This window comes from Methylocystis sp. L43, assembly GCF_015709525.1.
Lineage (GTDB): Bacteria > Pseudomonadota > Alphaproteobacteria > Rhizobiales > Beijerinckiaceae > Methylocystis.
Map to the genome: position 1 here is coordinate 233,306 of NZ_JADNRA010000034.1, position 12,993 is coordinate 246,298.

At 64.2% G+C, this 12,993-nt stretch carries 16 protein-coding genes and 1 tRNA gene; 7 read left to right on the plus strand and 10 right to left on the minus strand.

Annotated features, from left to right (window positions below):
- Window positions 1-4: 4 nt before the first annotated feature.
- From moeB to IYX23_RS15870, 3 genes are all read right to left on the minus strand, one after another.
- Window positions 5-787 carry a molybdopterin-synthase adenylyltransferase MoeB gene (moeB, locus tag IYX23_RS15860; RefSeq protein WP_196393543.1) on the minus strand — a complete coding sequence of 261 codons (783 nt, stop codon included), beginning with the start codon at window positions 785-787 and terminating at the stop codon, window positions 5-7.
- 104 nt (window positions 788-891) lie between these two features.
- On the minus strand, window positions 892-1,992 hold the full coding sequence (locus tag IYX23_RS15865; protein ID WP_281431795.1) for a glycosyltransferase family 1 protein: 1,101 nt from the start codon (window positions 1,990-1,992) through the stop codon (window positions 892-894).
- Window positions 1,992-2,822, minus strand: coding sequence for a UDP-2,3-diacylglucosamine diphosphatase (locus IYX23_RS15870; RefSeq protein ID WP_196393736.1), 831 nt, complete (start codon window positions 2,820-2,822; stop codon window positions 1,992-1,994). Before IYX23_RS15870 ends, IYX23_RS15865 begins: the two co-directional genes overlap by 1 nt.
- Window positions 2,823-3,065: 243 nt before the next feature.
- On the opposite strand from IYX23_RS15870, the gene IYX23_RS15875 reads away from it, so the two are divergent.
- A complete protein-coding gene (locus tag IYX23_RS15875; RefSeq protein ID WP_196393735.1) occupies window positions 3,066-3,683 on the plus strand; it encodes an XRE family transcriptional regulator in 618 nt (205 codons plus the stop codon).
- Between the two features lie 53 nt (window positions 3,684-3,736).
- On the opposite strand, the gene bfr is transcribed toward IYX23_RS15875, so the two are convergent.
- From bfr to IYX23_RS15890, 3 genes are all read right to left on the minus strand, one after another.
- A complete protein-coding gene (bfr, locus tag IYX23_RS15880; RefSeq protein ID WP_196393541.1) occupies window positions 3,737-4,219 on the minus strand; it encodes a bacterioferritin in 483 nt (160 codons plus the stop codon).
- Window positions 4,220-4,246: 27 nt separating this feature from the next.
- Window positions 4,247-4,483, minus strand: coding sequence for a (2Fe-2S)-binding protein (locus IYX23_RS15885; protein WP_014891379.1), 237 nt, complete (start codon window positions 4,481-4,483; stop codon window positions 4,247-4,249).
- Window positions 4,484-4,782: 299 nt separating this feature from the next.
- A complete protein-coding gene (locus tag IYX23_RS15890) occupies window positions 4,783-5,160 on the minus strand; it encodes a hypothetical protein (RefSeq protein ID WP_196393540.1) in 378 nt (125 codons plus the stop codon).
- 95 nt (window positions 5,161-5,255) lie between these two features.
- Between IYX23_RS15890 and glpK the strand changes: the two genes are divergently transcribed.
- The gene (gene glpK / locus IYX23_RS15895) at window positions 5,256-6,752 is read left to right on the plus strand and encodes a glycerol kinase GlpK (protein WP_196393539.1); all 1,497 of its coding nucleotides are present in this window, start codon (window positions 5,256-5,258) and stop codon (window positions 6,750-6,752) included.
- 19 nt (window positions 6,753-6,771) lie between these two features.
- Here glpK and IYX23_RS15900 read toward each other — a convergent pair whose 3' ends face one another.
- A complete protein-coding gene (locus IYX23_RS15900; protein WP_018406673.1) occupies window positions 6,772-7,038 on the minus strand; it encodes an Imm74 family immunity protein in 267 nt (88 codons plus the stop codon).
- A gap of 22 nt (window positions 7,039-7,060) precedes the next feature.
- Entirely contained in the window at window positions 7,061-8,122 is a 1,062-nt protein-coding gene (locus IYX23_RS15905; RefSeq protein WP_196393538.1) for an A/G-specific adenine glycosylase, read from the minus strand.
- Window positions 8,123-8,197: 75 nt separating this feature from the next.
- On the opposite strand from IYX23_RS15905, the gene IYX23_RS15910 reads away from it, so the two are divergent.
- Together IYX23_RS15910 and IYX23_RS15915 are read left to right on the plus strand one after the other, a co-directional pair.
- The gene (locus IYX23_RS15910) at window positions 8,198-8,749 is read left to right on the plus strand and encodes a DciA family protein (protein WP_196393537.1); all 552 of its coding nucleotides are present in this window, start codon (window positions 8,198-8,200) and stop codon (window positions 8,747-8,749) included.
- A 60-nt stretch (window positions 8,750-8,809) separates the two neighbouring features.
- Window positions 8,810-8,886, plus strand: a tRNA-His gene (locus IYX23_RS15915).
- A 245-nt stretch (window positions 8,887-9,131) separates the two neighbouring features.
- Here IYX23_RS15915 and IYX23_RS15920 read toward each other — a convergent pair.
- On the minus strand, window positions 9,132-9,710 hold the full coding sequence (locus IYX23_RS15920) for a DUF308 domain-containing protein (RefSeq protein WP_196393536.1): 579 nt from the start codon (window positions 9,708-9,710) through the stop codon (window positions 9,132-9,134).
- Between the two features lie 184 nt (window positions 9,711-9,894).
- Window positions 9,895-10,887 (minus strand): aldo/keto reductase, encoded by a 993-nt coding sequence (locus IYX23_RS15925; protein ID WP_196393535.1) that lies wholly within the window; start codon window positions 10,885-10,887, stop codon window positions 9,895-9,897.
- A 132-nt stretch (window positions 10,888-11,019) separates the two neighbouring features.
- Here IYX23_RS15925 and IYX23_RS19965 point away from each other — a divergent pair, with 132 nt between their 5' ends.
- From IYX23_RS19965 to IYX23_RS15935, 3 genes are read left to right on the plus strand one after another with little or no spacing between them, the layout of a single operon-like run.
- Window positions 11,020-11,247 carry an MBL fold metallo-hydrolase gene (locus tag IYX23_RS19965; RefSeq protein ID WP_210330655.1) on the plus strand — a complete coding sequence of 76 codons (228 nt, stop codon included), beginning with the start codon at window positions 11,020-11,022 and terminating at the stop codon, window positions 11,245-11,247.
- Window positions 11,244-12,056 carry an MBL fold metallo-hydrolase gene (locus tag IYX23_RS15930; protein ID WP_210330654.1) on the plus strand — a complete coding sequence of 271 codons (813 nt, stop codon included), beginning with the start codon at window positions 11,244-11,246 and terminating at the stop codon, window positions 12,054-12,056. Before IYX23_RS19965 ends, IYX23_RS15930 begins: the two co-directional genes overlap by 4 nt.
- Window positions 12,053-12,955: a hypothetical protein gene (locus tag IYX23_RS15935; RefSeq protein WP_196393534.1), complete on the plus strand. Its 903-nt coding sequence runs from the start codon at window positions 12,053-12,055 to the stop codon at window positions 12,953-12,955. The genes IYX23_RS15930 and IYX23_RS15935 overlap by 4 nt, the downstream gene beginning before the upstream one ends.
- The last annotated feature ends 38 nt before the right edge of the window (window positions 12,956-12,993 follow it).

Genomic DNA, 12,993 nt, shown 5'->3' on the forward strand with positions numbered 1-12,993 from the left:
GCATTCATGATTGCGCGCCGCCGCCGCTGAGCGGATTTTCCGGGTCGAAGGCGTAGCGGACGGTCTCGAACCGCATGCCGCGCGCGTCGATGAGCAGCAGACGGCCGACCAGCCCCTCGCCGAATCCGACGATCTCGCGCACGACTTCGAGCGCCATCATCGCGCCGACCATTCCGGCAAGCGCGCCGAGAACGCCGGCTTCCTCGCAGGTCGGGATTTCTCCCGCCTGCGGGGGCGTCGGAAAGAGACAGCGATAGGTCGGATTGGGGCCGCCGTCGGGGCCGCGGTCGAAGGGCCGCAGCGTCGTCAGCGACGCGTCGAAGCCGCCAAGCGCCGCCGTCACGAGCGGCTTTCTTTCATAATAGCAGGCGTCCGAGACGAGGTAGCGCGTCGCGAAATTGTCCGAACCGTCGGCCACGACATCGTAGCGCGCGATCAGCGCCCGGGCGTTCGTCTCATCGAGTCGCAGCGCATGCGGCTCGACGAGGACATGCGGATTGAGGCGCGCGATGGCGCCCTGCGCGCTTTCGACCTTGGGGCGGCCGACGTCCTGCGTGGCGTGGATCACCTGGCGCTGTAAGTTGGACAGTGAAACCGCGTCGTCGTCGACGACGCCGAGCGCCCCGACGCCCGCCGCGGCGAGATATTGCAGCAGCGGCGCGCCGAGGCCGCCGGCGCCGATGACGAGAACCCGCGCCTGTTTGAGCTTGCCCTGGCCCGGCCCGCCGATGTCGCGCAGCACGAGATGCCTCGCGTAGCGTTCGATTTCTTCAGGCGAAAGGTTCAAGAAGACGCTCCGCTGCGCCGCGCGGGGATTGCGGCGGCGCGACCATAGCGGCTTCGCTCTCTTGTCTCCAGCGATGACAATTGCAAGCGCTGAAATGGCGAGGGTCAGGGTTGGACAGGCTGCCGCTTTTTCACCGATCGACGGTCCTCGGCAGACGCCTGGCTCGTTTCGCGCAACGCCTCAAGGCCGACGCCGCCGAGCGCGGCCGCGCCGCGCGCATAAGCGATATTGTCGAGGAACTGTCGCGCGCAATTCTCCCAGGTGAAGGTCAGCGCATGCGCGCGCGCCGCCTCCCTGCCGATGTCGAGCGCCGCCAGCGCGGCCGTCCCTAGATCCTCGTTCAGCGCGCCCGCGCCGCTCGCCCCGATGACGTCGAGCGGTCCCGTGACCGGATAGGCTGCGACCGGCAGGCCGCAGGCCATGGCTTCGAGCAGCACGATGCCGAACGTGTCGGTGCGGCTCGGAAAAACGAAGACGTCAGATGCGGCGTAGAGCGCCGCAAGTTCGGCGCTCGTTTTGACGCCGAGGAACTTCGCCTGTGGAAATTTGGCTTCGAGCCCCGCGCGCGCCGGTCCGTCGCCGGCGACAAGCTTCGTGCCCGGCAGATCGAGCGACAAAAACGCCTCGATGTTTTTCTCCACGGCGAGGCGCCCGGCGTAAAGGAAAATCGGCCGCTCATAGGGGAGCGGCGACGCCGCATCGGGGGTGAACAGCGCGTGGTCCACGCCGCGCGACCAGCGCAGGACCCGCCGAAATCCCCGCTCCGACAATTCACGTGACAGGCTCGGCGTCGACACCATCACGCCGGCCCCGGCGTTATGGAAGCGGCGCAACGCCGCATAGGCGACCCCGACGGGCAGTCCGAAACGCGCCTGAATATATTCGGGGAAGCGCGTGTGAAAGCTCGTGGTGAAAGAGCGGCGCGCCCTCAGCAGGACCGCGCGGGTCACAAGGCCGATGGGCCCTTCCGTCGCGATATGGACGTGATCATAACCATCTTCGAGCCGCCGGCGAACGGCGCGCGGCGAAGCGAGCGCCAGCGCGATTTCGGGATAGGTCGGCATGGGCAGCGAATTGAAGTCGCGCGGGGTCAAAAAGTCGATCTCGGCGCCCAGCGCGCGGGCTGACTGCGCCATGGTTTCAAGCGACCGGACGACGCCATTCACCTGCGGACGCCAGGCGTCCGTCGCCACCAATATTCTCATCAAGCCGCCGCCGCTCTCTCGGGCATGACCTTGGCGCGCTCGACAGCGTCCGCCGCCTCGCGTTCGGCCGCCGTCTTGTGCCACCGCAAAATCTCAAATGCGCCGTCGTCATGTTCGGCGATCGCGGTGCAGCTTTCGACAAAGTCGCCGGTATTGACGTAGAGCTTGCCGCTGATCGTCTTGATCGTCGCGTGATGGATATGACCGCAGATAACCCCGTCGACGTTGCGCCGGGCCGCCTCGGACGCTAGCGCGTTTTCGAAATCGCCGATGAAATTGACGGCGTTCTTGACCTTCAGCTTCGCCCAGGCCGAGAGCGACCAATAGCCGACGCCGAACATGCGCCGCGCACGGTTGAACCACGTGTTGACGACGATGGCGAAATCATAGGCCCAGTCGCCGAAGAAGGCGAGCCAGCGGGCGTTGCGCACGACGATGTCGAACTGATCGCCGTGGATGACCAGCATGGTCTTGCCGTCGGCGGTTTTATGCAGCGCGTGGTCGACGACATCGACGCCGCCGAAGTTGAGACCGGTGTATTCGCGGGCGAATTCGTCATGATTGCCCGGCACGTAGATGACATGCGCGCCCTTTCGAGCCTTGCGCAACAGCTTTTGGATCACGTCATTATGCGCCTGCGGCCAGTACCAGCCGTTTTTCAGCCGCCAGCCGTCGACGATGTCGCCGACAAGATAGAACGTGTCGGCGTCGTTATGTTTGAGGAAATCGACCAGCAGTTCAGCCTGGGCGCCGCGGGCGCCCAGATGCAGATCGGACAAAAACAGCGTCCGATAGCGCTTCATTGCATGTTCACTTGCCGGATCCGACATCTGCGCTGTGTTGGAGCGCACCGCTTGGGAAACCTTCACCCTGGCGTTTCTGTCGAGCATGAGCTGTTCGCCTCTCGCCTTCGCCGCTTGGCCTGATTGACCAGATTCGCATCACAGCTAGATGACATGGCCGTCGCGGGCGCTCGCAGACGCAAGAGGTCGCTGTTCGATATTTCGAACGCAGTCGGCTATCTTGCCGATCGATTCTGAAAACGTACGGGCGCGGCTGAAGCGCTGGGGATGATGGGCGTCGAAGGTCAGGACAAGCAAAAAATGTTAGAGGCGGGCGCGCTGGCGCTTTCCGGTCAGCTCGGCGCGACCGTGCAGCGGCTTCGGAAAGCGTATAATTTGTCGCTTTCCGAACTCTCTCAGCAGTCTGGAGTCGCCAAGTCGATCATCAGCCAGATCGAACGCAATGAAACCAATCCGACGCTCGCCACCATCTGGCGTCTCGCTCAGGCGCTCGACGTCTCAATCGAGCGGGTTTTGCAGACGACGGAGGACGGACCCTTCCTCGAGAAAACCAGCAAGGCCGACACGCCCATCCTGGTGTCCGACGACGGCAAATGCCGGCTCGAGATCATCGGCTGGATCAAGACCGTCGAATGGCTGCAGTGCTATGAATTCGCCGCCGCGCCCGGCGGCGCACTGGAATCCGAGGCGCATCAGCGCGGTTCCGTCGAGAGTCTGTCGGTGCGCGAAGGCGAGCTTGAGGTCGAGGTCGCCGGAGCGAAGTCGAGCGTGAAAGCTGGGGAAACCCTGCGCTACCGCTGCGACCGTCCGCACGTCATCCGCAACCTCGGCAAAACGCCGGCTCAGGCGACGATGGTGTGTATTCTGAAGGCGGCGGTGATGGAATGACCGCCGCCGCGGACGCGTGAGCATCCTGCGGCGGTCGATGGCGCGGCCCTCGGTCAGGAGGAGTGCAACTCGCCGACGTGCTTTTGCGAGTAAAGCTGGACGCCGAGCTGCTTGATCAACTCAAGCTGCGTCTCGAGGAAGTCGATGTGCTTTTCCTCGCTTTTCACCACGGCTTCGAAAAGCTGCTCGGAAACGCGATCGTTGATCGAGAGACAATAGGCCGCGGCTTCGAGATACAGCTCGCGGGCGGCGAACTCGGTCTCTAGGTCCGCCTTGACGATCTCCTCGACGGATTGGCCGATACGCAGCGGATCGAGCACCTGCATATTCGGGAAGCCCTCAAGGAAGAGAATGCGCTCGGCGAAATGATCCGCGTGACGCATCTCCTCGATCGACTCTTCCCGCCACTTCTTGGCGAGTTCGAGAAAACCCCAATTGTGGAAAATGCGGAAATGCAGCCAGTACTGATTGACAGCCGTCAATTCTGCGCGCAACCCGCGATTGAGATAGTCGATGACCTTCGCGTCACCGCGCATGTCCGCATCCTTTCCATGAAAATAGACTTACGCCGCCAATTCGTCGGCGCGACAGCCTTCACAATCGCCGCTCCCCGAGCACTCATCCAATCCTCTCGCGGCGTGCTGGTCGACGATGGCGACAATGCTGCGCACGCAGCGCCCGCATTTCGCCTCGCAGCCCATATGCCGGAACACAGCTGAAACCGATGGCCGGTCACCGCGTGGCCCAAGCGTATCGCGCACATCGCGGTCCGACAGGACGTTGCACGAACAGACGATCATCACTTAGCCTAGTTTGGAAAGGTTGCAAACTACTTTCTGGAAAGGTTGCAAATTTCCCTTCTTTGGAAAGATTGCAAACTACCTTTCGTATCAGTAGGTTACAACATCTCCTGCCGTTTGCCAACTCTCGCGTGTCGCCTTTCGGACAGACCCGCGCCGATGGGTTCTGATTGGCAAGGACCATGCCGGTTTATCAGCTACATTTTGGACGAACTGGTCTCCCGGCAAGTGTAAAAAAATGAGCCGCGAACGACGTCCGCGGCTCCTGATCTCGGGGCACATCTTGGGTTAAATCTTTCCTACCAGTGACGGTGTCCCCAGCCGCCGCCACCCCAGCCGCCGCGTGCGCCCCAGCCCGGTCCGCCCCAGCCGCCGCGTCCACCCCAGCCTGGTCCGCCCCAGCCTGGGCGTCGCCAACCATAGCCGCCTCCCCAGCGGGGACCACCCCAGCCGTAGCCGCCGCCCCAGCCATAGCCAGGCTGCCACCAGCACCGGTAAGGTCCGCACACCCAGCGCGCCTTCTCGAGGTCCTGACCCAGCTGAGCCGCGGGCGCGCGATCAATCCCCGGCAGCGCGGAAGCCTCTGGCGCGAATGCGCTCGAAGCGAGAACGAAAAGAAGCGCGGCGAGGGCCGGCTTGACGGGCGCCGAGAGGGTTTTGACGGCTGCCGATCTCATGGAGCATCCTCCTTTTGAGAATTGGTGGAACCGTTTCGAGTTACGGCGAACGCGCTGAACCGAGGCTGAAACTTCCGTTCATCAGAGGGTTATGAATGTCCAAACTCCTGGGCGCGCTTGATCAGGGCACCACGAGCACCCGCTTTATCGTCATGCGCAGTCACGGCGGGATCGTCGCCCAGGCGCAGCGCGAGCACCGGCAAATCTATCCCCGCCCCGGCTGGGTCGAACATGACGCCGCCGAGATTTGGCGCAACGCGCAGACCGTGATCGCCGCGGCGCTGGCCGAGGCCAACGTCTCGGCCCGCGACCTCTCAGCCGTCGGCGTCACCAACCAGCGCGAGACGACCCTCTTGTGGGATGCGGCGACCGGCGCGCCGCTTCATCACGCGATCGTCTGGATGGATACCCGCACGCAAGCCGCCGTCGACCGGATCGCGGCGCAGGGGTTGGGCGATCTGGTCCGCGCAAAAACCGGCCTGCCGCTCGCGAGCTATTTTTCCGCGCTCAAACTCGCCTGGCTTCTCGACGAAATCCCCGACGCCCGAGCGAGGGCGGCGCAGGGCGCGGCGCTGTTTGGCACGATCGATTCCTGGATCATTTGGAATTTGACTGGCGGCCCCCGCGGCGGCCGCCATCTCATCGACGCGACCAACGCCTCGCGCACGCAGCTGATGAGTCTCGAAACCCTGCAATGGGATGGAGAGCTGCTGCGGATCTTCGACATTCCCGCAGCCTGCCTGCCGAAAATATGCTCGTCGAGCGAGGTCTATGGGGAATGCGTCGGCGCGCTCGCCGGCGTTCCGCTCGCCGGCGCGCTCGGCGACCAGCACGCCGCGCTGCTCGGGCAAGCCTGCGTCGAGGTTGGCGACGCCAAGAACACCTATGGCACCGGCTGTTTTCTGCTGATGAACGTCGGCGAGACGCCGCGCATATCGACCAAAGGCCTGCTGACGACGCTCGCCTATCAGCTTGGCGACGCGAAACCCTGTTACGCGCTGGAAGGTTCGGTCGCGATCGCCGGCGCTCTGGTGCAGTGGCTGCGCGACAATCTCGGGATCATCAAAGAGAGCCGCGAGATCGAGGCGCTCGCGAGAAGCGTGCCGGACAATGGCGACGTCTATTTCGTGCCGGCATTCTCCGGTCTTTTTGCGCCGCGATGGCGTGGCGACGCCCGCGGGATCATCGCCGGGCTGACGCGTTTCTCCAATAAGGGCCATATCGCCCGCGCGGCGCTCGAAGCCGCGGCGTTTCAGACCCGCGAAGTTCTCGCGGCGATGATCGCCGATGCGGGCGTTGAGATCAGCGCGCTGAAGGTCGATGGCGGCATGGCGGGGAGCGATTTGTTGATGCAGTTTCAGGCCGACCTCATCGACGCGCCGGTCGTCCGGCCCAGCCAGTTGGAGTTGACGGCGGTCGGCGCCGCTTATGCGGCGGGCCTCGCCGTCGGCGCTTATAAAAGCCTGGATGACATCGCCGCGCAGACGCGAGAATCGCGTCGTTTTACGCCTGATATGACGCCGCAGGAACGGGCGCGCCTGATCGCATCCTGGGAAAAGGCCGTCGAGCGTTCGCTCGGCTGGGCGATCTGACAAGTTTGAGAACGGCGCGCTATTCGAAATCCGCGCTCAAACCGTGCTTTTCGAGCTGCTTTTCGACCGCGTCGAGAATTTTCTGCAGCTCCTCGATGCCGATCGGGGTTTCATCGTCGGGCGCGTCCCAATGTTCGAGGTCGTCGAGGCGCACGATGAAATCGGCGTCTTCTTCAGATTCGCCGTCCGGCGGCGCGGCGGGGATGGTGAGCGTTTTCCCGGCGCGGCGCACGCGAATCGCGCCCTCTGTCACTTCGACCTGATAGCCGCCTGCGCGTCGCGCCATCGCTCCCTCCAGCCTCGCAGTCTCATGCGTCGATAAGTCCGGCGCGAGCGGCGGCCTTGCGCATGAGGGTGGGCAATCCTTCTTTACCGAGATTGGCGCGCGCCGCCCAGCGGCAATCTGAAGGCGCCGCTTTGGCGCGCGTTTGCGCGACGAACACTGTCGCCTCCAGCGCGAAATGCGTAAAAATATGCGTCACCGGCTCTTCGAGCGCGCGCCACCGCGCCGCGCAGGGCGCGAAACCCGAGAATTCCGCGACGGCAATGTCCTGGGTCAAAGGCGTCGACGGAAAGGCGTTCATGCCGCCAAAAAGCCCGCGCGGCGGCCGGCGTAGGAGCAACGCCTCGTCGCCGCGCCGCAGGATAAAGATCGCGCCGCGGCGTCTGGGCTTCGGCCCCTTGGCCTCTCGCGCCGGGTAGTCGTTCTGCGCGCCGAGACGCCGCGCGGCGCAGAAAGACGACAGCGGACAGGCCGGGCAATCAGGCGTTCGCGGCGCGCAAACAAGCGCGCCGAGCTCCATCAGCGCCTGGACGGAATCGCCGGGGCGCGCGGGGCTCATGAGCGCCGCGGCCTTTTCGCGAACGAGCGAGGCAACCTTGCGCGGCGGCGTCTCGATCGCGTGAAGACGCGCGATAACGCGTTCGACATTGCCGTCGACGGCGACGCAGGGCTGATCGAAAGCGATGGCGGCGATCGCCGCCGCCGTATAGGGACCAACGCCCGGAAGAAGGCGCAGCGCCGCTTCCTCGCGCGGAAATCCGCCGGCAGAATCCACGACCGCGCGGGCGCAGGCGTGCAGATTGCGCGCGCGGGCGTAGTAGCCGAGCCCCGCCCATTGCGCGAGAACGTCGTCGAGCGAGGCGCGCGCCAGATCCTCGATCGCCGGCCAGCGCGCCAGAAACGCCGCATAGCGCTCCTTCACCGTCGCGACGGTCGTTTGCTGCAACATGATTTCGGAAAGCCAGACCCGATAGGGGTCCGGCGCTTCCCCGGCCCGCGCGCGCCAGGGCAGTTCGCGCCGATGGGCGTCGTACCAGGCGAGCAGCGCCGCGCCCGGTTTGGTCGATCTCGCGCGAGGCTTTATCATGAGAGCGATTGATAGAGGGCGAAGCCTCGCCCCGGCAAGGAGGGCGGCGTCGCCGCAAGTCCCATGAGCCTCCCCATGCGCGCCAAAGGCTTTAAAGCGCGCTCGCTCGCGGATTATGTTGCGCGCGAACTCGACCCGCTCATCGCCGCGCGCGGCTTTGGCGAAGCCTCGCTGCTCTTATGCTGGCGCGAGATCGTCGGCGCCCGAATTGCGCGAATTTGCGCGCCCGCCTCGCTGCAGTGGCCGCCGCAGCGCCGGGCGAAGCCGGCCGACCCGTCGCCCGGGAAGCGCCGCGAAAAGACGCCGCGCGAGCCGGCGACTCTCGTGCTGCGGGTGGACCCGGGCTTTGGACTTGAAGCGCAGCATCTCGCCCCGACGATCATCGATCGGGTCAATGCGCATCTTGGCTGGCGCTGCGTCGCGCGGATCGCGCTGCGACAGGAAGCCATAATCCCCGTAACCGCGTTTCGGCCGAGCCTTGCCCGGGCGCCCAAGCCCGATTCAGCGGCGCGCGCGCGCGCCATCCAGGCGGCAGAGGGCGTCGCCGAGGAAGGCCTGCGCGACGCGCTCATCCGGCTCGGCGAACGCGCGCTCGCCGGCCCAACCGGCGCGCCTGGCGACGCTTGACGGCGCCCTTGCGAAGGCTTGCAATCGCGAACGCTTGCTTTTAGGTTCGCGCCGCTTAATGCCGCCATAGCTCAGTTGGTTAGAGCACCAGATTGTGGATCTGGGGGTCCCCCGTTCGAGCCGGGGTGGCGGTACCATGCTCTCAGCGGCCGCAAATATTTGTAGGCCGACTCGGCGATGGTCCGATCGACTGGAGCTTAAGGACGAGCCGCCGGGACGCGCTCCGCGGCCATCGCACAATCGGTTTTACTGATCTCGTTGGCGAGTGCGCGCCTTGAAGACAAAGGCGCGGCAGGGAGCCGTGTTCGGCTCCCGCCTGATTACGGCCGCGACCCGACGCGCCGATCGAGGCTGACGGGCGCTCGCGCGCCCGTCCAGACGCTTAAAGCAGAGCGCCTTCCGAGATCGCCCGAAGGCCAAAGCCGAGAGCGATGATTCCCCATCCTTTGAACAGCAAATCGATGCCCAGGAAGGTTCCGATCGCCCAAAGCCCGGTGAACGGCCAGCCGGTCACCAACAGCGCGCCCAGCAGCAGCGCGACGCCGCCCTGCAGGAGATACATCCACAGACCGTCGATCTGGGAGGTCAGCGCAAAACCGATGACGAGTATGCCTTCGGCGATGAAATAGAAGGCGATGAGAAGCGTGATCGCCTCGGCGCTGATCGCCGGACGCGTCAGCAGCATGATTCCGACGATCGCCAAAAGAACCGCCCAGATGACGTGGACGAAGAAATCTGTCCACAGGCCCGCGGCCGAAAAGGCGAAGATGAGAACCGACACCGCGCTGACGATGAGCAGCGCGCCAAGAAAGCCGACCGCGATGAACGTCGCCATCCTGGCTCGGATGATCGCGAGGATTCCCAGCGCCCCGATCAATATTCCCAGGGCGATGACCCAGCCCCAGTGAACGGCGAGGACATCGGGGGCGCCTGAAACGAAAGAGTCAAACTGTCGCTGCATCTAAGGCTTCCATGGTGAGATGAGGAAAGCGGAATCTTTGCCGATTAGGCGCAAATAGCAAGCCGATAATTGTGACGAGCCGATTTGACGGATGGTGGCGTTCGGGTCCGCGCCGAAATCTCGAATGGCGGACTTCGGCCGCCCTCGTCGGTCGCCATCCGGCCTCCGCCCCCTGAGCAGCCCTTCAACGCCCTTCGCTGTCGAGATGCGCCATCTGCGCCTCGGCGTAGCGCGCTCCGGCGACGCAGGACGCGAGATTCTCCAGGGCGGAAAGCTCCTCGCGATCGAGCGTCAGAGCGAGCGCGCCGAGCGATTCGGCGAGCCTGTCGCGCCGCCGCGCGCCAATGAGCGGCACGACGTCGTCGCCGCGCGACAAAACCCAGGCGATGGCGACCTGCGCGACCGTTGCGCCCCTGGCGTCGGCGATGCGCTTGATTTCGTTGACGAGCGCCAAATTCTTTTCGAGATTTTCGCCCTGAAAGCGCGGAATGCTCGCGCGAAAATCTCCTCTTCCCGCGTGCGCGCCGGCTTGCCAGTGGCCGCTGATCAGGCCCCGCGACAAGACGCCATAGGCGGTGAGGCCGATCCCGAGCGCGCGGCACGTCGGAAGGATCGATTTTTCGATCCCGCGCGAAACCAGCGAATATTCAATCTGCAGATCGGCGATTGCATGTACGGCGGCCGCGCGGCGGATCGTCTCCGCTCCGACTTCCGAGAGTCCGATAAACCGCACATGGCCCGCCTTGACCATGTCGGCGATGGCGCCGACAGTCTCCTCGATCGGCACGCTCGGATCGAGACGCGCCGGACGATAGATGTCGAGATGATCGACGCCAAGCCGCTTCAGACTATAGGCGAGCGACGTCTTCACGGCGGACGGCCGCCCATCAAATCCGATCCAGTTTCCGTCCGGATCGCGCTGGGCGCCGAATTTGACGCTGAGAATCGCCGCATCGCGCGGGCGGCTGCGCAAGGCCTCCGCAATCAGCAGTTCATTGTCGCCCATGCCGTAGAAATCGCCGGTGTCGAGCAAGGTGACGCCAGCGTCGAGAGCGGCGTGAATGGTGGCGACGGCTTCCGCGCGATCCGACGCGCCATAGAAGGCCGACATGCCCATGCAGCCAAGGCCGATAGCAGATACGATGGGGCCGTTCGCGCCCAGCCGGCGAGTGATCATCGAGGACCTCTTAAGATCTGCCCTCAGGCTCGCGGCTAGAGGGATCGCGAAGCGCAACTATATTCCATCGGCGGCGTCGGGCGCCAGCGCGCATCAGCTTTTGCTTGGCGCGCCAATGAGAGCAAGAGAGCCGTGCCGCGCCATTTCGACCCCGCGCTGATCAACGATCCGTTTGACGATCCGGGTCTTTACGTCGATCTCGTGTTCGAAAAGCGGGCGATGCTGTTCGATCTTGGCGATCTTGGGCGGCTATCGCCCCGTAAGATGCTGCGAATCAGCGACGTCTTCGTGACGCATCTGCATATGGATCACTTCGCGGGCTTCGATCAGCTGCTGCGGCTCTGCTTGGGCGGGAAATGACGCTTGGCGTTCACGGACCGCCGGGGATCATCGACGCGGTGGAGCATAAGCTCAAAGCCTATTCCTGGAACCTCATCGGCGGCTACGAGGGCAATCTGACATTTCGGGTGACTGAAATGGACGAATCCGGGCGCGCTGCTTCCGCTTCGTTTTCCGGACGAACGCGGTTTGCGCGGCGCGACGAAGAGAAGAGTCGATCGAGCGAGGGGTTGCTGCTGAAAGAGTCCGGAATGCAGGTTCGCGCCACGACGCTGGATCATGGCCTTCCGGTGCTGGCTTTCGCGCTGGAGGAGCGCGCGCATATCAACATTTGGCGCAACAAGCTCGACGCATTGGGTCTCGCCGTGGGCCCATGGCTGCGGGCGTTTAAAGAGGCGACGCTTCGCGGCGCTGATGACGCGGACCTCATCAAAGTCGCCTGGGCCGATGCGACAGGCGAGGAGCCCAACGCCCTACCCTTCGGAATGCTCAAGAAGGAGATCATGAAGATCTCGTCGGGCCGCAAGATCGCCTATGTCGTCGATTGCGCCTACACGGAGCGCAACATCGAACGAATCGTAAAGCTCGCGGACGGCGCCGACACGCTCTTCATCGAAGGAGGATTTTTGGAGCGCGACTCTGCCGCCGCGTCCAAGCGGCGACATCTAACGGCGCGTCAGGCGGGAACGATCGCGCGCCGCGCCGGCGTGAAGCGGCTGGTGACGTTCCACTACTCGCCCCGTTACAAAGGCGAAGGCGTGGAGCTTGCGCGGGAAGCTCAAGACGCGTTTCTTAGCGCTGAACGTTCGAGAACGGAAAGCAGCCCATGAAGCTTGTTCGATCGGCGGGTCTTTTCTTTTTTGCTGCGCTGTTGTTTTCGTTCGCCGCCGTCGGCGCCGAGAGGAGCCGTTCCGTCATTCCGCTGACAGTGACCGAAGATCAATATTCCGGCGGGCGCATCTACCTGCCGGTCCGCATCGGCAATGTCATGGGAAACATGCGCCTTGACACGGGGGCCTCGAGCACGCGCCTCAGGCAGGCGCCCTGGAACAAGGACCTGCCGGTGCTCGGCGCAAGCCTCTCCACGGGGGCGTCGGGCGCGACGATGGGCTGCGATGAGGTCGAAGCGCAGAATGTCGAACTCGTCGCCGATGAAGGCAACAACATCGCGCGGACGAAATATGAGGTCACGCGCTGTCGGGCGAGCGACGCTGACGATCTTTTGGGACTGGATTTTTTCAAAGGCGCACGATTCAGCCTCGACATCGATCGTCGCGAACTCGTCTTTTTCGGAGACGCGACGGGCAGCGGTCGCCCCAAGCCATTTCGTCGGCTGGGACCCGATAAACGTCTTGTCGGGATCGACCTGCGCTTCGGCAAGACGGCTGCGATCGGCCTCTTCGACTCAGGCGCGGAAGTCTCGGCCGTCGATCAGCAGTTCATACGCAAGCACAAGGGGCTGTTCACGGCCGTGAAGGCCAAAGCCCGGGCGAGCGGCGTCGGCGGAAAACGCATTTCCTTGAAGGTCTACAAAATCAAGTCGCTTGATCTGGGCGAAGGCGGCGTCCTGCGCGACCTCTACGCGATCTCCTACGACTTCGGCGCCTTGCGCGCCGCGCTAGGCCGCGATGTTTCTTTCCTGATCGGCTACAATCTCATCCGGAGATTTGCCTGGGACTTTGATTTTCGCGCGCCGGATTCGCCGACATGGGACGCGAAGCTGAAATAGACGATCGCGCGGCGCGGCGCCGTGCGAGCGCAGCGCAG